Below are 18,520 nucleotides of genomic sequence, written 5' to 3' on the forward strand. Positions count from 1 at the left end.
GGCTGTCCTGCCGTCCGGCGCGGCGCGGTGTTCTTCCGCGCCCGCTCCCGTTTCCCCGCCCTGTCGACCGCCCAGTCCGCTCCCGCCGAGAGAGGCGGCCGTCGGACGGACCGGAAAGAGGTCCCCCATGTCCGAACACCGCACACCTCCCGTGGCGACCGTGGAAACCGGCGCCCCCCGCCCGGGCCCGGGCACGCCCCGCAAGCTCGCGGCCGTCCTGCTCGGCCTGACCGCCGTGGTCGTCCTGATGCTCTGCGCCTTCGCCCTGCCCAGCGTCAACGGCGGCCCCCACGAGGTCCCCGTCGGCGTGACCGGCCCCCAGGCCGCCGCCGAGGGACTCAAGGCGAAGCTCGACGGGCCCGAGTGGGACGTCACCGTCTACGAGGACGCCGACGCCCTCACCACCGCGATCCGGGAGCGCGAGGTCGCGGGCGGCCTGGCCCTCGGCACCGGCGGGATCGACGTCTACACGGCCACCGCCGGAGCCCCGACGGCCACCGGCGCCCTGACTGCCCTGGGCAACGCGGCGGCGGACCGGCAGCACGTGAAGGCCACCGTCCACGACCTCGTGCCGTTCCCCGGGGACGACCCCCGGGGCGCCGGACTCGCCGCCGCCGGACTGCCGCTGGTCTTCGGCGGGATCTTCCCCGCCGTCCTCCTCACCCGGCTCTTCCCGGGCCACGCGCACCTGCGCACCCGCTTCGCCGGCGTCGTCCTCTTCTCGCTGCTCGCAGGGGCCGCCATCGCCGGGTGCCTCCAGTACGGAACGGGGTCGCTGGCCGGGAGCTACTGGCTCACCGCCCTCGGCCTGGGCCTCGGCATGGCCGCCCTGTCCATGACCTTCATCGGCCTGGAGGCGCTCGCGGGCTTCGCCGGACTCGGCGCCGGAATCGCCGTCATGATGCTCCTGGGCAACCCCCTGTCCGGCCTCGGCAGCGGCCCGTACTGGCTCCCCTCCGGCTGGTCCACCCTCGGCCAGGTCCTGCCGCCCGGCGCCTCCGGCAGCCTGCTGCGCTCCCTCGCCTTCTTCGACGGCACCGGCGCGGCCGTCCCGGCCCTCACCCTCGCCGCCTGGGTCGCCCTCGGCCTCGTCCTGCTCTTCGTCGCCGACCGCCGGTCGAACTCCCTCCGGATTCCCGTACAACCATCCGGCCGTTCGTGAGTCTCCCCCGGGGAAAGGGGAACACATTGCGAAAGACGATGAAGCGGGGACTGGCCTCCCTGCTGGGCCTCGCGGCCCTGGGCACGGTCGCCGTCACCACGGCCGCGCCCGCCCAGGCGGCCGTGGGCGACTGCCCCAAGGGCTACTTCTGCGCCTGGACGCAGGAGGACGCCAAGGGCACGATGTTCAAGACGAGGACGAACATGCCCGCGCCGGGCCCGGCGGGCAGTAAATTCCTCTCGCACATCAACCGCACCTCCCTGTACGCCTGCCTGTACGAGTCCCGGGACTACGAGGCGTACGAGGGCTACTCGATCGAGAACCCTTCGAGCAACGGCTCCTGGACCACGTGGTCGCCCACCACCATCTCCTCGATCAAGTTCACCGGCACGGAGCGGGAGTGCTCCCGGCCCTCCTACCCCTCGTGGTACGCGGAGGCGGCCCCCAAGGCGGCCGGCTTCGGCGACCTGAACGGCGACCGCAGGGCCGACGTCCTCTCGCGGGACCTGCTGGGGCGGCTCTGGTTCCTGCCCGGCGACGGCTCGGGCCGGCTGGTCGGCTCCGGCGGCTGGAACTCCCTGGACGCCCTCGTGCGCCACGGGGACTTCAGCCGCGACGGCAAGGAGGACGTGCTCGCCCGCGAGCCCTCGACCGGGAAGCTGTGGCTGTACCCCGGCACGGGCACGGGCGGACTCGGCGCGCGCGAGCTGCTCGGCTCCGGCGGCTGGAACGCCATGGGCCGGATCGCCGGCGTCGGCGACCTCACCCGCGACGGCCGCGCCGACCTGCTGGCCGTCGACAAGTCCACCGGCAAGCTCTGGCTCTACCCGGGCACCGCCTCCGGCGGCCTCGGCGCGCGCAAACTGCTCGGCTCCGGCGGCTGGAACGCGATGAACGCCCTCGTCGGTCCCGGCGACACGAACGGCGACGGCCGCGTCGACCTGATCGCCCGGGAGAAGTCCACCGGCAAGCTCTGGTCCTACCCGGGCACCGCCTCCGGCGGCCTCGGCGCCCGCAAGCTGATCGGCTCCGGCGGCTGGAACGCCATGGAGTCCTTCCTCGCGGTCGGCGACACCACCGGCGACGGCCGCCCCGACCTCGCGACCGTCACCAACACGAACTACGCCATCAACGGCAACCCGGGCAACCCGGGCTGGCTCGTCCACTACCGGGGCCTCGGCACCGGCGCCTTCGGGTCGGGCGAGCGGACCGACGGCGAGTGGTGGGGCCTCAACGGCGCCTTCTGACCCCCTTCTGATCCCCTTCCGGCTCACGGATCGGAAACGGGGCGGGCCGCCCGGTGCGTCCGTACGCACCGGGCGGCCCGCCCGTCTCACGAAGGCCGTCAGCCCTTGCTGACCGCCGCCAGGATCTCCGGCAGCCGGTTCGCCGTGCGCGGGGCCGCGAGCCGGAGGCCCGCCCAGGTCAGGAGCGTGCCGTAGAGGGCTCCGGCCGGGAGGAGGAGCCAGAGGAGGGCGTGCCGCCCGGTCAAGTGCAGGGAGACCACCGCGCCGATCAGCGGGGCGCACAGCGCCCCCGACACCAGCACGCCGCCGAAGATCGAGATCCAGGCCAAACCCGCCTGCCCCGGCACCACGTTCTTGTAGCCGCTGTCCTGCGGGATCGAGTACGGGAAGAGGGCCGAGGCCAGCGCGCCCGTCCCCAGCATCGCGCCGAGCAGGCCGAACGCCAGGCCGAGCCCCTCCGCGAGGAGCCCCCAGTCGCCGAGCACCGCCGCCGTCGCGGTCGTCACGAGGAGCGTGAACGGCAGGGTGACGGCGAGCAGCGCGAACGCCCGCGCCCGCAGCTCGGCGTACGCGTCGGCCGGCGTCGAGACGGTCTGCGCGACCATCCAGAACGCCGACGTGTCCTGCCCGAACTGGTTGTACATCAGCATGCCGAGCATGAAGGAGGAGAAGCACGCCCAGTAGATCGAGCCCGCGCCCTGGAGCGCGTTGAACAGCGGCACGATCAGACCGACGGCGAGCGAGGTCACCCACGCCGCCTTCGTCTTCGGGTCCCGCCACATGTACCGCAGGCTGCGCTCCATGACCGTGCCCGTGCGCCCGTCCGGCAGGATCCGGCCGAGCAGGCCCGCGCGGCCGTCCTTCCCCCGGGCGCCCGCCTCCGGGGCCGCGCCGATCGTGGAGCCGTCCGGCTCGACCATCAGCCGCACCAGGCTCCGCCGCCACCAGTGCACGAGCCCGGCGAGCGCCGCCGCCGTGAGCAGCAGCCGCGCCGCCGCCACCGCGTACGCGCCCTCGCCCGCCGCGTCCACCGCGCCGATCGCGGCGGCCGGCGGCAGCCAGCCGACGACGGCCGCCGCCGGTTCGACCGTGTCCATCCCGCCGGGCCGGGTGAGCCGCTGGGCCGCGAAGTTCACGACCTGCATGCCGACCGCGATGACCAGACCGCTGAGGAGCGCCAGGTCCCGGCCCCTGCGGGAGGTGAGCAGCCGGATGTTGGCGGCGGCCACCGCCCGCGAGAGCGCCACGCACGTCACCGTCACCAGCGGCACGGCGAGCACGGCGGCGACCGTCCCGGCGACGCCGTGCGCCACGGACAGCGCCGCGCCGAACGCCAGGAACAGCGTCAGTACGGGGCCGATGCCCACGAGCGAGGCCACGAGCAGCGCCCGGACCAGCGGGCGGGGGAGCAGCGGCAGCATCACGAGCCGCGACGGGTCGAGGGTCTCGTCGCCGCTCGGCACGAAGAGCGGCATCACCGCCCACGCGAGCGCGACCACCCCGGTGAGGAGGATCGCGACCGTCCCGGCGTTCTCGTGGCCCCGGACGAGGACGAAGGCCAGCAGCATCCCCGCCGCGAGGAGCACGCCGAAGACGACGGAGGCGACGTACGCGGCGGTCCGCCCGCCCGACTGCCGCAGCCCGTTGCGCAGCAGCGACAGCTTGAGCCGTACGAAGACGGAGGTGAGGGAGGGGACGGCGGCGGCGGGCGCGGGGGCGGTGGGGGAGGGGACGGCACTCATCACTGGGCCCCGCCCGAACCCGAACCCGATCCCGTACCGTTGCCGCCGCCCAGCCAGTCCAGCGAATCCCCCGTCGCCGCGCGCTCGTTCGCGCCCACCAGTTCCAGGAACGCCGCCTGGAGCGAGGGCGCGTCGCCGCGGACCTCGGCCAGCGGGCCCTGGGCCCGGATCCGGCCCGCCGCCATGACGGCGACCCAGTCGCAGAGCGACTCGACCAGCTCCATGACGTGGCTGGAGAAGACGACGGTCGCGCCGGACGCGGTGTACCGCTCCAGGACGCCGCGGATGGTCTGCGCGGAGACCGGGTCGACGCCCTCGAAGGGCTCGTCGAGGAAGAGGACCTCGGGATTGTGCAGGAGCGCCGCCGCCAGACCGATCTTCTTCCGCATGCCGGTCGAGTAGTCCACGACCAGCTTGTGCTGCGCGCCCGTCAGGCCGAGCACGTCCAGGAGCTGGGCGGCGCGCTTGTCGACCTCGGCGCCGGGCAGGCCCCGCAACCGGCCGCTGTAGGCGAGGAGTTCGCGGCCCGAGAGGCGCTCGAAGAGCCGCAGGCCCTCCGGCAGGACGCCGATGCGGGACTTGACCCGGGCGACCGACTCGGGATCGGCCCACACGTCGCTCCCGGAGACCAGGATGCGGCCCTGGTCGGGCCGGAGCAGGCCGGTGATCATGGAGAGCGTGGTGGTCTTGCCCGCTCCGTTGGGCCCCACGAGCCCGATGAACTTCCCCGCGGGCAGGTCCAGGTCGATCCCGTGCACCGCGATCTGCTGTCCGAAGCGCTTCCACAGCCCCTCGACCCGCACCGCGGGCGCCGCCCCGTCCCCCGGTGCGGCGCCCGTCCTTCCGAACACTCCCTCTGATGCCTGGTCAGGCATGCCCCGTCAGCCCCTCGTTCGTCCCCGTGCTTACGGGCCCACCCTAAGGGCGGACGTCACGGGGCCCCAGGGGCCGGACGTCAGGACGCGCGCGACGCCCTCGCGTCCGCCGCCTCCCGGCCGCACGCGTACGCGAGGGCGCTGATCAGCTCCTCCGCGTCGGGGAGCCAGCGGTTCACCGGGGTGGGGCGGCGGGCCCACTGCACGGCGCCCCGGCCGCCGATCCGGGTCGGCGGGGCCGCCACGTAGTGCCCCTCGCCGCGCGTGACGAGGTCGAGGGAGGACGGGATCCAGCCCAGCCTGCGGACGAGGTCCGGGACCTTGACGGCGGCGCCCGGCAGGACGAAGAAGTACATGCGCCGGTCCGGGGCGCAGGTCACCGGGCCGAGCGTCAGCTCCATCCGCTCCATGCGGGCGAGCGCGAGGAAGCCGGCCGACTCGGAGACCTCCAGGGCGTCGAAGGTGCGGCCGGTCGGCAGCAGGATCGAGGACCTCGGCTGCTTCGACCACATCCGCCGGGCGCCGACCCCGCTGCCGGTCGCCTGGGTCGACCAGTCGGGCCGGGACGGATGGGCTCCCGGCAGCGCGCAGTCGTCCGCGCCGCAGGAGCAGCGCTCCCGGCCCTCGGCGGCTTCCAGCCAGGTCCCTGGAAACACGTCCCAGTGCCGCTCTTCCGCGTACCGCACGGCGCTGTCCAGGAGCTGCTCGTTCCGCTGCTCGGGGACGCGCGCGGCCGCCGTGACTCCGATGGTCTCTTCCACGGTGAGCACAACTCCCGGCACCACCCGGGGTTACGGGCGGGGCGGAGAAGCGGGGTGACGCAACGATTCCGCACGCGGGGCGCACCGGTGCACGGGCGGGGGCGCGCGGAGGACCGGGGTGCCGGGGCGGGTACGCAGGGGTGGGGACGCCGGTGAGTGCTTGCGGCCGACGTGTCCGGTTTCGCGTGTTCACATCGGCATTGACCGGATATCCGCCGGGCAGTGATCCCTTCCCAGTGATCACCCGCACGGCCTCAGGGGGTACTTCATGGCAGCCAGGCCACTCGTTCCGCGTCAGGTCAACGAACGGCTCCGGGCGCTCATCCAGGAGGCGGCCTGCTCCAACGCCGGCCTCGCCCGCAGGGTCAACACGGTCGGCGCGGAGCGCGGCCTCGACCTGCGGTACGACAAGACGTCCGTGGCGCGCTGGCTGCGCGGGCAGCAGCCGCGCGGCCGGGCGCCCGGGATCATCGCGGAGGCGCTGAGCCGCAAGCTGGGCCGCACGGTCACGATCGACGAGGTCGGCATGGCCCACGGCCGGAACCTCGCCGCCGGGGTGGGCCTCCAGTTCGCGCCGACCGTGCCCGGGGCGATCGAGCAGGTCTGCGAGCTGTGGCGCAGCGACGTGGGACGCCGGGAGTTCCTGTCCGGCTCCGTGGTGGCCGCCTCCGCCCTGGTCGAGCCCAGCCGCGACTGGCTGATCACGGTGCCGGACGCGCACGTGGCCCGGACGGCGGGGGCCCGCGTCGGGGTCGCGGACGTGGCGGCGGTGCGGGAGACGACGGCCGCGCTCGTCGACCTCGACCGGCGGTTCGGCAGCGGGCACGTGCGCCCGGTGGTGGTGCACTACCTGGACAGCGTGGTCTCGGGGATGCTGTCCGGCTCGTACCGGGAGGCGGTGGGGCGGCAGCTCTTCGCGGCGGCCGCCCGGCTGACCGAGCTCGCGGGGTACATGGCGGTGGACACCGGCGAACCGGGCCTCGCCCAGCGGTACTACATCCAGGCGCTGCGGCTCGCGCAGGCGGCCGGGGACCGGGGATACGGCGGCTACGTGCTCGCCGCCTCGATGAGCCACCTCGCCGCGCAGCTCGGGAACCCGCGGGAGATCGCCCAGTTGGCGCGGGCGGCGCAGGAGGGCGCGCGCGGGAAGGTGCCGCCGCGCGCGGAGTCGATGTTCCTCGCCGCCGAGGCGCGCGGGCACGCCCTGATGGGCGACGTCCGGGCCTTCGAGGAGGCGGCGGGCGGCGCCGTGCGGGCCTTGGAGCGGGCCGATCCGGAGGCGGGCGACGAGCCGGTGTGGATCACCCACTTCGACCACGCGTACCTGGCGGACGAACTGGCCCACTGCTACCGGGACCTGGGGCGCGCGGAGGCGGCGGCGCGGGCGGCGGAGGAGTCGGTCGCCGGGCACCCGGAGACGCGCGCGCGGCGGCGGGCGATCGGTCTCGCCCTGCTCGCGGCGGCGCAGATCCAGCAGCGGGAGGTGGAGCAGGCCTGCCGGACGGGGACGCGGGCGCTCGAACTCCTGGGCACGCTGCGGTCGTCGCGCGGCATGGAGTACCTGGAGGACCTGAGGGACCGTCTCGAACCGTTCGCGGGGGAGCCGGCGGTACGGGAGTTCGGGGTCCGGATGGAGCTGTACGCGGCGTAGGGCCTGTCCGGCGGATCGGGGTCGCGGCCCCGGCCCTGATCCGCCGGACAGGCCCTAGGGATCGGCCGGCGGGGGCGCGCGGCCCGGTTCCGTGAACCAGTTCTGTAACCGGGCTCACACGTGTGTGCGGACCCCCGGGCCCACCCGGTAGCGTGAACCGACGATTCCGTAGGTCCATCAGTAGGAGTCCCGGTGACGCAGAACGGACAGGGTCCGGAGCCGCAGTACCCGGCGGTGCCCCCCGCGCACGACGGTGCCCACGGGGAAGCGCGGTCGTGGGACGGCGGCTGGGCACCCGCCGGCGGTCAGCCGGGCGGACAGCCGCTGCCGCCCGCGCAGCCGCTGCCCCCGGAGGCGGCACCGGGCGCCGCCGACATGCAGTCCACGCAGTACCTGGCGCCGATACCCCAGCAGCAGCCGGGGTACGGCTATCCGCCGCCCCAGGCGCAGGCCCAGCAGCCCGGCTACGGCTATCCGCACCCGGCCGCCCCCGCCTCCGACCCGCAGGCCACCCAGCACATCGCGCCGGTGCCGGGCGCGATGCCGCCGGTCCAGCCCCAGCAGCCGGGGTACGGCTATCCGCCGCCCCAGGCGCAGGCCCAGCAGCCCGGCTACGGCTATCCGCACCCGGCCGCCCCCGCCTCCGACCTGCAGGCGACCCAGCACATCGCGCCGGTGCCGCCGCAGCAGGGCGGCGGGGACTCGACCCAGTTCCTGGGCACGGGCCCGCTGGCGCAGCCGGGCGGATCCGGCCAGTCCGGCCAGGCCGGGGCCTCCGACGCGACCCGGTACATCGCCCCCGTACCCCCGGCCGAGCCCGGCGAGCGGCAGCCGCCCGCCGAGTTCGACAGCCTCTTCCGCACGGAGGCGCCCCGGGCGCCCCAGCAGCCGCAGGGCCACGGGGCGCCGCCCCCGGGTCCGTACCAGCAGCAGCCCCCGCAGCCCCCTCAGCAGGGGTACGCCTACCAGGAGGCCTACTACGACGACGAGGAGGAGCCCGCGCCGCGCCGCAAGTCGCCGGTCGCGCTGATCGCCGCCGTCGTCGTCGGCTGCGCGGTCGTCGGCCTCGGCGCCGGGGCGCTGCTCAGCGGCGAGGACGAGAAGAAGGAGCCCGAGAAGAGCGGCTCGACCGTGGCGGCGACCTCCTCCGCGACCCCCGGCGAGCAGCCGTCGGAGGAGAAGCCGGCCGACCCGGCGGAGCCGCAGGCGCAGGAGCTGAGCAAGCTCCTCGCGACCAGCAGCGACAGCCGCGACACGGTGATCAGCTCGGTCGAGTCCATCAAGCAGTGCAAGAACCTGGACCAGGCCGCCTCCGACCTGCGGGGCGCCGCCGAGCAGCGCCGGGGCCTGGTCACCAAGCTCCGGTCGCTGTCGGTCGACAAGATCCCGGACAACGGCCGGCTGACCGCCGCGCTCACCGAGGCGTGGAAGGCGTCGGCGTCCGCCGACGACCACTACGCCGCCTGGGCCGTCCAGATGAAGGCGAAGAACGGCTGCAAGGGCGGCAAGGCCCGCTCGACCAATGAACTCTCCGCGGCGAACACGAAGAGCGGTGAGGCCACAAGGGCCAAGCGCAGGGCGGCGGGCCTGTGGAACCCGACCGCCGAGAAGTACGGACTGGAGAAGCGGGAGCCCACCCAGCTCTGACGGGCGGGTCAGGAGACGCTCAGGAGCGTCTCCCCGACGTCGACGAAGCCGGGCCTCTGCGCCACGAGCCGCCCCTGGCGGACCACCTGGAAGGTCACCTGGTGGTTGACGATCCGGGGGAAGCCGGAGGCGCCGAGCAGGTCCGTGTACTTCCAGCGCAGGGCCGGGGTCAGACCGCCGGTGTCGATCCGCTCGCCCCGGTCGAGGGCGTGGGCGATGTCCGTCGGCGTGATCCGGTCCCGGTCCAGGGCCTCCACGACCTCCTTGAGGACCGTGTACGCGATCCAGGTGGTCTGGACGCCGGTGTCGGCCGGGTCGACCCGGTTGTCGACGAACGCGTACTCCTGGATCACCTCGCGCATCGGCGCCCAGCTCCTGTCGGTCGTCTCCGGGTACCAGCCGGTGACGAACGCGCCCTCGAAGGGGCTGTGGGCGCCGCCGGTGCGGTCGATCACGGGCTGGTCGACGCTGCCGAGGACCGAGGAGATGCGGACGCCGCCGCCCTTCCCGTCCCCGCCCTTCCCGCCCTTCCCGCGGCGCTCCTCCTCCGGCAGGCGGCGGAAGGAGTCGAAGAAGGTCTGGGTGCGCTCGCCGAGCACGGCGGTCACGCAGCCGTCCCCGCCCTCCGCCCCGGACCTGGCCCGGCCGGCCTGCCGGGTGTACTCGGCGGCGTCCTCGGCGGCCGGGATGTCGACGGCGCCCCCGTGCTTCGCCCGGTGCAGGCCGGAGTCGAGCAGGGCGGGGAGCTTGTCCCCGGTGACGTTGTCGGGCCGGACGAGGGAGACCTTGTCGCAGATGCCGGCGAGCTGCATCCCGTGCCCGGCGACCAGGGAGGCCTGTCCGCCGTTGACGGGGTACGAGAGCGGGCTGGTGAACTCGTCCTCCGTGACGCCGTAGCCGCCGACGTACGGGATGCCGGCCGCTTCCAGGGAGCCCATGAAGACGCGCCCCTGCTGGCTGTACGAGCCGACGACGGCGACCGCCTTCTCGTCGATCGCCCGGCGGGCGCAGTCGGCGGCGCCCTCGGAGGTGTTCCGTTCGTTGCAGGTCAGGACGCGCAGTTCGTGGCCGTCGATGCCGCCCTGGGCGTTGACCCAGCGGGCGAAGGTCTGCGCCATGGCGGGCATGCCCGGCATGTTGGTCGCCCGGGTCCGGTCGGGGGCCCAGGTCATCACGGTGAGGGGCTCCTTGGAGCCCCCCGCGGCTCCGGGGAGCACGCCGCACCCGGTGAGCAGCGACGCTCCGGTCGCCGTGGCCGTGACGTACGCGAGGAGTGGGGTCAGTCGCCTGCCGGTCATGAACACGCACACTTCCTCCCCAGGGGTAACACGGGAGTGAGCGCGGGTCGACGGTGGGTGACGGGAGGGTGAATTGCGGGGGTCGGGCGGGGGTGGGTCCGCTTGCCGGACAGGGGAACGTACGATCGAAACGTGTCCAGTCCCGCCAACGACCCCGCCACCGGTCCGGCCCCCGGTTCGGGGAACCCTTCCCGTCGCGGCCGTCGCTCCTCCACCATGGGCGGCATGCCGCTCAACGACATGCCGTGGTGGCGCTGGCGCAGCAACGTGCGCTCGGCGCTGCACATGCTCTCCGACCCCGCGTTCCACGAGACGACCTGGCTGGCCGGCCGGGAGGGGTACGGCGACGTCACCGACGCCGTCTACCGCCTGGTCGAGGACACCTGGCTCGACAACTGGTCCGCCGAGAAGTACGTCGGCGCGATCTTCCGGGACTCCGGCGAGGCCGCCCTCGTCGACGTCGCCGTCCTGCGGGTGCTGCGCATCCTGCACCAGGTCGGACCCGACGCGCCCGTCTCCGCCTACCTGGAGCACCAGGGCTGGCCGGAGGCCGTGCGGGCCGCCCGCGAGGCCCACGTGCGCCTCGCGCTCGCCGACGGCGAGGACCCCGACACGCCCCCGCGCTCCCTCGACCTGCTCCGTATCATGACGCGGTCCTGAACCGGTCCGCCTGACGGACGGTGCGCCTCGACCCCGGCCGGGTGTGGCAGGCTGACGGGATGACCGACCAGTACGTCCTCACCCTCTCGTGCCCCGACAAGCAGGGCATCGTGCACGCCGTGTCGAGCTACCTCTTCATCACGGGGTGCAACATCGAGGACAGCCGGCAGTTCGGAGACCGGGACACCGGGCTCTTCTTCATGCGGGTCCACTTCTCGGCCGAGGCGCCCGTGGACGTCGAGAAGCTGCGGGCCAGCTTCACGGCGGTCGGCGACGCCTTCGGCATGGAGTGGCAGATCGACCGGGCCGACCGGCGCACGCGGGTCGTGCTCATGGTGTCGAAGTTCGGGCACTGCCTGAACGACCTGCTGTTCCGCTCCCGGATCGGGGCGCTGCCGGTGGAGATCGTGGCCGTGGTCTCCAACCACACCGACTTCGAGGAGCTCGTCGGCTCCTACGGGGTGCCGTTCCGGCACATCCCCGTCACCAAGGACACCAAGGCCGAGGCGGAGGGGAAGCTGCTCGACCTCGTCCGCGAGGAGGACGTCGAGCTGGTCGTCCTCGCCCGCTACATGCAGGTCCTCTCCGACGACCTCTGCAAGCAGCTCTCCGGCCGGATCATCAACATCCACCACTCCTTCCTGCCGAGCTTCAAGGGCGCCAAGCCCTACCACCAGGCGCACGCCCGGGGCGTGAAGCTGATCGGCGCGACCGCCCACTACGTGACGGCGGACCTCGACGAGGGCCCGATCATCGAGCAGGAGGTCGAGCGGGTGGGCCACGAGGTGACCCCGGACCAGCTCGTCGCGATCGGCCGCGACGTCGAGTGCCAGGCCCTCGCCCGCGCGGTCAAGTGGCACGCCGAGCACCGCATCCTGCTCAACGGCAGCCGCACGGTCGTCTTCGCCTAGGTTCCTCACAGGCGGCTGAGGGACGCCGCCGCGGCCAGGACGTCGCGGATCGCCTCGCGGTCGCCGTCCTGGCCCGCCGCCGCCTCCTCCGGGGAGACCCGGCCCGCCACGAGCTGGCAGAACTCGACGCCCTCCATCGCGACCTGGGCCACCGCCCGGCCCGGGTCGCCGATCGCGGCCGGGGAGTCCAGCGCGATGTACCAGTGGCCGCCGCCCGGGCCCTCCACCTCCAGGTGCAGCGAGCGGCCCGGCGCGCCCGCCGCGACCAGCTGCCGGGCGGGCGCGGCGAGACCGGTGCGGCGGCGGCCGGCCAGGGCCGCCGGGAGCAGCCGCGTCGCCAGGTCGATCATGTCGTGCAGATGGGCGCCGCAGGGCGGCTCGTACGGGTACGCCACCGCGTTCGCGATGTCGTCCGCGTGCAGCCAGCACTCGAAGGCCCGCTCCAGGAGCGAGTCCCGCAGCGGCAGCGCGAAGTCCTTGTAGGTGACCGTGAGGTCGGCCACCCCGCGCCCGGCGAAGGAGACCGTGCGGATCAGGGTGTGGCTCTGGTCCCGCCAGGGCTCCCGCAGGGCCCGGCCCGGCGGCCGCTCCAGGCCCGACCAGAACGCCTCGGTCCGCTCGGACGGCGACAGCTCGGGCGTGCCGGGGCCCAGCGGGTCGTCGAGGCCGAGGGCCCCGGCCACCAGGCCGTCCACGGCGAAGAGGTGGCCGACGACCCCGGCGACGGTCGCCCTGCGGCGCACCTGCCGGTCCTCCTCGTACCACGTGAGCCGCACCGGCGCGTGCCACTCGGAGTCGCCGATGTCCCGCAGCAGCGCGTCGAGCCGGGCGGTCTCCGCGTCGTACGGCGTGACCCAGTCGGGGATCGGGATGCGGGCCGGGCGGCGGCCCAGGCAGTTCTCCAGGACCCGCGAGCGCAGCAGCGGGTCGAGGTCCAGGTCGCGGTCCCGGTGGAGCAGGGCGACGGCGTCGCGCAGCCGCAGCGCCTCGTCGGCGCACGGGCCGCACTCGGTGAGGTGCGCCTCGACGGCCGCGGTCTCCCCGGCGGAGCACGCGGAGAGCGCCCAGGCCCCGAGCAGGGACTTGAGCACGCCGTGGGAGAGGACGGGCACGTCCGGCTCCGCTTCCTCCACTTCCTGTCCCGGCCCTTCCGTCAGGTCCGCGTGGTCGTCCGCCGACCGGCGGGGGCCCGGTATCCGGGGAGCGCGCGCGACGCCTTCCGCGCCGTCGTCCGCCGCGGTCACAGGGCCCGTCCGTAGCCGGGCGGGGAGGTCCCTTCGAACGACCGGGTGTTCGCCGTGGAGAGCAGTTGGAGGCCGAGCCGGAGGCGCCGGCGCGCCTCGTCCTCGGTGACCCCGAGGTCGGCGGCGGTCTGGCGGTAGTCCCGCCGCTGGAAGTGGGCGAGTTCGAGCGCGGCCCGCAGCGGCGCGGGCATCGACGTCACGATGTAGTCGGCGCGGGCCGCGATCGAGGCCCGGCGCACCTTCTGCTCCAGCTCCTCGGCGGAGCCGACCCCCGTCTCCGCGTACGCCGTCGTCTCCGCCTGCCGCAGCCGGTGCACGGCCTGCCGCTGGGCGAGTCCGGCCACCCACGCGCGCATGTTCCCCTGCCGGGGGTCGTACGCGTCGGGGTTCTCCCAGACGTAGCCGAAGACCTCGCGGGTGACCTGGTCGGCCGCCGCGTCGTCGTCGAGGACCCGGTGGGCCAGGCTGTGCACCAGCGCGGCGAACCGGTCGTACAACTCCCCGAGGGCGGCGGCCTCCCCGCGCGCCAGCCGCTGCTGCATCCTGCGGTCCCAGCGCGGTGGTGTGTCCTTCGCCATCCGACCCTCCACCCGTGCCGACCCTGCGCTTCCCCTCCAAAGTAGTGCGCCGTACCGACAACGCACCCCCGTTTGCCGCAAGTGCGCCCTTGACGGGGGCCCGGATGGTAAGGAAAGCGTCGTCCCCCGATGCGCTGGTTTCGCGGGACGGCGGTGGGGAATGCGGCGTTCCGTGGCGACGATCGAGGTCGACGAGGACGAGCACGGCTCCTGGACGGTGTTCCGCGTCCAGGGGGAACTGGACCTGGTCACCTCCCCCGGGATACGCCGCCGCGTCCGCGCGGCGGTCGCGGTCGGGCGCCACGATCTGGTGATGGACCTGACCGGAGTGCGGTTCTGCGACTCCAGCGGCGTCGGCGTCCTGGTCGCCTCCCGCCGGCTGCTCCGCTCCTGCGGCGGCCGGCTCCGCCTGATCCTCCCGGAGCCCGGGGACGGCCACGTGGCCAAGGTGCTCGCCGCGCTCGGCGTCCGGCGCCTCTTCGAGGTGTACGAGGACGTGGACGGCGCGCTCGCCGGCGGCGCGCGCTGAGGCCCCGGCGTCGTCCGGGCCGTCCGGGCCGTCCGCGTCACGGAACGTCGATACCGGGTCGTGTCCTCCGGCGGGGCCGTCACGGCCCGGAGTCGGCCTCCGGCTCCGGTACTCTCCGTGGGATGCGAGTGCACGTTGCCCCGGATCGTCCCGGTGTCGCCCCTGCGGTGACTCCGCGCCCCGGAATGCGCCCCGCTCGCGCCCCCAGGAGGCGCCCCGCGCGCTCCTGTTCGACTCCCCGCAGCGCGCGTCGCACAGTATGGACCACGCGTACTCCTTCGCGCTGGAATATGCCCGAAGCGCTTGTTGCGGTGACTGTACGTCAACCATGCTGTCTCGCAAGGGAATCACGTTCCGTGAGGGCGTCGATGGCTGTGAGGCGCGAGGCGATGTGTCCGCCGGTTCGGATGGTGTGAACGGTGCAGGTGCTTCAGGTTCAGTTGGAGGTCGGGCCGGACCCGGCGGAGGTGGGGCGAGCCCGGAGGTGGGCCCGGTCGCGGCTCGCCGGTTCGGGCATAGGGGAGGACGAGCCGCTGGCCGAGACGCTGGTGCTGATCATTTCCGAGCTCGTGACCAACGCCGTGGTGCACACGGGCTGTCCGGCCGTGCTGCGGATGCTGTTCGCGGCGGAGGGCGGGGTGCGGGTCGAGGTGGCCGACGCGAGCGACCGCCCGCCGAAGCCCCGGCACGCGCACGGCGACGACACCAACGGGCGCGGCCTGGAGCTGGTGGACGGCCTCGCGGACCGGTGGGGCTGGCAGCCCGAGGGGCGCGGCAAGAGCATCTGGTGCGAGGTGGACCGGGCTCCGGTCGCGCCCGCGCCGGTGGGGGCGCCGGGGATCCCGGTGTCGCCCGGACGGGTGCCCTGTTGACGGTTCGTTCCGTTTTGCCCACCCTGGGGTGAGCGATTCGTGGCGAGGGGAGCCGAGGGCCGTGTGCCCCGGGCCTGTCCGGCCCGGGGTCCGGTGGGCCCTCGGCGAGCGCGGGTCGCGGCCGGGTGGCGGCGGGACCGTGCCGTGCTCGGGGCGCGCGCGGGCGCGCCGCCGCCCGGACGTCAGCCCTTCGCGGGCAAGGGCGTTCCGCTCGTGGTCACGGCTTCCACGACCTCCGTGCCCGCGACGCGGAACGTGCGCCGGTACGAGGTGGGGGTCACCCCGATCGCGGTCATCAGGTGCGTCCGCAGTGACTGGGCCGTGCCGAAGCCGGCGTCCCGCGCGACCCGGTCGACGGGCAGGTCGGTGGACTCCAGGAGGTGCCGGGCGCGTTCGACGCGCTGCCGGACGAGCCACTGGCCGGGGCTGACGCCGACCTCGTCGCGGAACCTCCGGGTGAACGTCCGTACGCTCATCGCCTCCTTCTCCGCCAGGTCCCGCAGCTGGATCGGCTCGTGGAGGTGGGCGAGCGCCCAGGCGCGGGCGCCGGTCGTGGTGTGCGTCCCGTCCTGCGGCAGGGGCCGCGCGACGTACTGGGCCTGGCCGCCGTCCCGGTGCGGCGGCACGACCGTCCTGCGGGCCACCTCGTTGGCGACGCCCGTCCCGTGGTCGCGGCGCACCAGGTGCAGGCACAGGTCGATCCCGGCGGCCACGCCCGCCGAGGTCAGGACGTCGCCGTCGTCGACGAAGAGGACGTCCGCGTCGACCCGCACCCGCGGGAAGAGGCGCTGGAAGTGCTCGGCCGCGGACCAGTGGGTGGTGGCCGGGCGCCCGTCGAGGAAGCCCGCGGCGGCGAGCACGTACCCGCCGGTGCAGATGGCGACCAGCCGGGTGCCGGGCCGGATGTGCGCGAGGGCGGCGGCCAGGTCGTCGGGCAGCCTGCCCTCCTCGTAGACCGGCCCGAGCTCGTACGAGGCGGGCACCACGACCGTGTCGGCGGTGGCGAGGACCTCCGGGCCGTGCTCCACCTGCACGGCGAAGTCGGCGTCGGTGCGGACCGGGCCCGCGGCCGTCGCACAGGTGACGATCTCGTACAGGCGCCGCCCCGCGGAGTCCCGGGCGCGACCGAAGATGCGGTGCGGGATGCCCAGTTCGAAGGGGAGGAGACCGGGCAGGGCGAGGACGGCGACGCGGTGCGGGGACGGGGACGGTGACGGTGACGGCACGGGTGGTACTCCCTCCGGAGGGCGGCGGCCCGGGACGGCCGCTGGTGGCCGCCCCGGAACCGTAACCCCCGGGCCTTCTCCGGCGCCCGGGGGCCGTTCCTCCCGCCGTGCGCCCGAACCGGCCCCGTCTGCACCGGCCCCGTCTGCACCGGCTCCATCCGCACCGGCCCCGTCCGAACCGGCGCCGTCCGGCGCGGTGGCCCGATCCGTTGGAAAGCTGTCATCCGGGCCAATGGCCGGGCGCGGGAGCGGGCCGGGATGCTCGTGGCATGGCTCAGACAACCGAGACCCCCGCCCGCACGCCCGAGGGCGGGCCGGTCCGCACCCCCCGCGTCCACCGCGCCTGGTCCGTCGCGGCGGTCACCTTCGTCACGATCATCGGGGCCGCGGCCTTCGCCTCCCTGCCGGGCCTGCTCATCGGGCCGCTGCACGCCGAACTCCACTGGTCGCGCGGCACGATCGGGTTCGCGGTCTCGGTGAACCTCGCCCTCTACGGCCTGACCGCCCCCTTCGCCGCCGCGCTCATGGACCGCTTCGGCATCCGCCGGGTCGTCGCCGTCGCCCTCTCCGTCATCGCGCTCGGCTCGCTCCTCACGGTGTGGATGACCGCCGCCTGGCAGCTCGTCCTCTACTGGGGGGTCCTCGTCGGCCTCGGCAGCGGCTCCATGGCCCTCGCCTTCGCCGCGACCGTCACCAACCGCTGGTTCGTCGCCCGCCGGGGCCTGGTGACCGGCGTCCTCACCGCCGCCGGGGCCTCGGGCCAGCTGATCTTCCTGCCGCTGCTCTCCTGGCTGGTCGAGCGGCACGGCTGGCGGCCCGCCGCCGTGACCGTGGCCCTCGCCGCGCTCGCCGTCGTCCCGTTCGTATGGCTCCTGCTCCGCGACCACCCGGCGGACGTCCGGCTCGCCCCGTACGGCGGGGAGTACGTGGCGAAGCCCGCCCCCGTCCCGGGCGCCGCCCGCCGGGCCGTCACCGCTCTCCTCAAGGCGGCCCGCACCGGCCCCTTCTGGCTCCTCGCCGGCTCCTTCGCGATCTGCGGCGCCTCCACCAACGGCCTGGTCCGCACCCACTTCGTGCCCGCCGCCCACGACCACGGCATGCCGATCACGGCGGCGGCCGGACTGCTCGCCGTCATCGGCGTCTTCGACGTCGTCGGCACGGTCGCCTCCGGCTGGTTCACCGACCGCTTCTCCGCCCGCCGCCTCCTCGCGGTCTACTACGCCCTGCGCGGGATCTCGCTCTGCTTCCTGCCGATCCTGCTCGCGCCGTCCGTGCACCCGCCGATGCTGTTCTTCATCGTCTTCTACGGCCTGGACTGGGTGGCCACCGTCCCGCCCACGATGGCCCTGTGCCGCGAGCACTTCGGCGCGGACTCCGCGATCGTCTTCGGCTGGGTCCTCGCCTCCCACCAGGTCGGCGCGGCCGTCGTCGCCTTCGCGGGCGGCCTGGCCCGCGACGTCTTCGGCACCTACGACGTCGTCTGGTACGCCTCGGGCGCGCTGTGCGCGGCGGCGGCCCTGATGGCCCTGGTCATCAGCCGCCCCCAATCGCGGGCGGTGCTCCCGGCGGGAGCATGATGTCCCCAGGGGGGTGATCGCGGATGAGCGGTCCCGACACGGGGCGTACGCACGCCCGGATGCTGAGGGTCTCGACGCTGGCGCTGCTGCTGGAGGGCGGGGTGGCCCTGGCGGTGGGGGTGGTGACCGGCCGGAGCGGGGAGCCGGAGGCCTGGGAGTACGACGGGGGAGGACTCTTCCTCCCGTCGCTCCCGCTCGTGACGGTGCTCTGGGTCCTGGCGGCGTTCGCGGTGTCGGCGCTCCTCGTCCTGCCGGTGGTCCTGCTCGGCGAGGACCTGGGGCGCAGGTTCGGCGGCCGGCCCCTGTGGTGGCACCTGGCCCTCTCCGCCCTCGCCGGGGCCCTCCTCGCCCCGTTCGCCGGTCTGCGGGGCTGGCTCGTGGCCTGGGCGGCCCTGTCCGTGGCGGCGCTGCTCACCCGCCCGGCGCGCCAGGGGTGGTTCGTCTCGCTCCTGGTGTGGGGCGCGCTCGCCGTCGTGAGCGTCTTCATGGCGGGCGGGATCTTCCTCCACGTCACGGGGTGACGGCCGGGCCCCCGCGCGG

The 18,520-nt window shown here is 74.5% G+C and carries 17 protein-coding genes; 10 read left to right on the forward strand and 7 right to left on the reverse strand.

What is annotated here, in order from left to right; all coding sequences use genetic code 11:
• Window positions 1–127: 127 nt before the first annotated feature.
• Together ACIP5O_RS15785 and ACIP5O_RS15790 are read left to right on the forward strand one after the other, a co-directional pair.
• A complete protein-coding gene (locus ACIP5O_RS15785; protein WP_401293354.1) occupies window positions 128–1,162 on the forward strand; it encodes a hypothetical protein in 1,035 nt (344 codons plus the stop codon).
• Between the two features lie 38 nt (window positions 1,163–1,200).
• Window positions 1,201–2,409 (forward strand): FG-GAP-like repeat-containing protein, encoded by a 1,209-nt coding sequence (locus tag ACIP5O_RS15790; RefSeq protein ID WP_401293356.1) that lies wholly within the window; start codon window positions 1,201–1,203, stop codon window positions 2,407–2,409.
• 98 nt (window positions 2,410–2,507) lie between these two features.
• Here ACIP5O_RS15790 and ACIP5O_RS15795 read toward each other — a convergent pair whose 3' ends face one another.
• From ACIP5O_RS15795 to ACIP5O_RS15805, 3 genes are all read right to left on the reverse strand, one after another.
• On the reverse strand, window positions 2,508–4,151 hold the full coding sequence (locus ACIP5O_RS15795) for a transporter (protein ID WP_401293359.1): 1,644 nt from the start codon (window positions 4,149–4,151) through the stop codon (window positions 2,508–2,510).
• Entirely contained in the window at window positions 4,151–5,026 is an 876-nt protein-coding gene (locus ACIP5O_RS15800; protein WP_401293361.1) for an ABC transporter ATP-binding protein, read from the reverse strand. The genes ACIP5O_RS15795 and ACIP5O_RS15800 overlap by 1 nt, the downstream gene beginning before the upstream one ends.
• 80 nt (window positions 5,027–5,106) lie before the next feature.
• Entirely contained in the window at window positions 5,107–5,796 is a 690-nt protein-coding gene (locus ACIP5O_RS15805; RefSeq protein ID WP_401293363.1) for a bifunctional DNA primase/polymerase, read from the reverse strand.
• Window positions 5,797–6,055: 259 nt separating this feature from the next.
• Between ACIP5O_RS15805 and ACIP5O_RS15810 the strand changes: the two genes are divergently transcribed.
• Window positions 6,056–7,438: a transcriptional regulator gene (locus ACIP5O_RS15810; protein WP_401293366.1), complete on the forward strand. Its 1,383-nt coding sequence runs from the start codon at window positions 6,056–6,058 to the stop codon at window positions 7,436–7,438.
• A 192-nt stretch (window positions 7,439–7,630) separates the two neighbouring features.
• Window positions 7,631–9,085, forward strand: coding sequence for a hypothetical protein (locus ACIP5O_RS15815; RefSeq protein ID WP_401293368.1), 1,455 nt, complete (start codon window positions 7,631–7,633; stop codon window positions 9,083–9,085).
• A gap of 8 nt (window positions 9,086–9,093) precedes the next feature.
• Here ACIP5O_RS15815 and ACIP5O_RS15820 read toward each other — a convergent pair whose 3' ends face one another.
• Window positions 9,094–10,383, reverse strand: coding sequence for an ABC transporter substrate-binding protein (locus tag ACIP5O_RS15820; protein ID WP_401293371.1), 1,290 nt, complete (start codon window positions 10,381–10,383; stop codon window positions 9,094–9,096).
• Window positions 10,384–10,599: 216 nt separating this feature from the next.
• Here ACIP5O_RS15820 and ACIP5O_RS15825 point away from each other — a divergent pair, with 216 nt between their 5' ends.
• Together ACIP5O_RS15825 and purU are read left to right on the forward strand one after the other, a co-directional pair.
• Window positions 10,600–11,043: a hypothetical protein gene (locus ACIP5O_RS15825; protein WP_125666827.1), complete on the forward strand. Its 444-nt coding sequence runs from the start codon at window positions 10,600–10,602 to the stop codon at window positions 11,041–11,043.
• A 59-nt stretch (window positions 11,044–11,102) separates the two neighbouring features.
• Complete coding sequence (gene purU / locus ACIP5O_RS15830) at window positions 11,103–11,954, forward strand: formyltetrahydrofolate deformylase (protein ID WP_356543325.1); 852 nt, start codon at window positions 11,103–11,105, stop codon at window positions 11,952–11,954.
• A 5-nt stretch (window positions 11,955–11,959) separates the two neighbouring features.
• On the opposite strand, the gene ACIP5O_RS15835 is transcribed toward purU, so the two are convergent.
• Both ACIP5O_RS15835 and ACIP5O_RS15840 read right to left on the reverse strand, forming a co-directional pair.
• Entirely contained in the window at window positions 11,960–13,198 is a 1,239-nt protein-coding gene (locus tag ACIP5O_RS15835) for a maleylpyruvate isomerase N-terminal domain-containing protein (RefSeq protein ID WP_401293374.1), read from the reverse strand.
• On the reverse strand, window positions 13,195–13,776 hold the full coding sequence (locus ACIP5O_RS15840; RefSeq protein ID WP_356543328.1) for a sigma-70 family RNA polymerase sigma factor: 582 nt from the start codon (window positions 13,774–13,776) through the stop codon (window positions 13,195–13,197). The genes ACIP5O_RS15835 and ACIP5O_RS15840 overlap by 4 nt, the downstream gene beginning before the upstream one ends.
• Before the next feature lie 160 nt (window positions 13,777–13,936).
• On the opposite strand from ACIP5O_RS15840, the gene ACIP5O_RS15845 reads away from it, so the two are divergent.
• On the forward strand, window positions 13,937–14,305 hold the full coding sequence (locus ACIP5O_RS15845; RefSeq protein WP_401293378.1) for an STAS domain-containing protein: 369 nt from the start codon (window positions 13,937–13,939) through the stop codon (window positions 14,303–14,305).
• A gap of 419 nt (window positions 14,306–14,724) precedes the next feature.
• Complete coding sequence (locus tag ACIP5O_RS15850; protein WP_356543332.1) at window positions 14,725–15,177, forward strand: ATP-binding protein; 453 nt, start codon at window positions 14,725–14,727, stop codon at window positions 15,175–15,177.
• A 182-nt stretch (window positions 15,178–15,359) separates the two neighbouring features.
• On the opposite strand, the gene ACIP5O_RS15855 is transcribed toward ACIP5O_RS15850, so the two are convergent.
• Window positions 15,360–16,403, reverse strand: coding sequence for a GlxA family transcriptional regulator (locus ACIP5O_RS15855; protein ID WP_401293381.1), 1,044 nt, complete (start codon window positions 16,401–16,403; stop codon window positions 15,360–15,362).
• Window positions 16,404–16,672: 269 nt separating this feature from the next.
• Here ACIP5O_RS15855 and ACIP5O_RS15860 point away from each other — a divergent pair, with 269 nt between their 5' ends.
• Entirely contained in the window at window positions 16,673–17,980 is a 1,308-nt protein-coding gene (locus ACIP5O_RS15860) for an MFS transporter (RefSeq protein WP_401293384.1), read from the forward strand.
• 23 nt (window positions 17,981–18,003) lie between these two features.
• Window positions 18,004–18,501, forward strand: a complete 498-nt coding sequence (locus ACIP5O_RS15865) for a hypothetical protein (RefSeq protein ID WP_401293386.1) — start codon at window positions 18,004–18,006, stop codon at window positions 18,499–18,501.
• The last annotated feature ends 19 nt before the right edge of the window (window positions 18,502–18,520 follow it).

It is taken from the genome of Streptomyces sp. NPDC088915, from assembly GCF_044749825.1.
GTDB lineage: Bacteria > Actinomycetota > Actinomycetes > Streptomycetales > Streptomycetaceae > Streptomyces.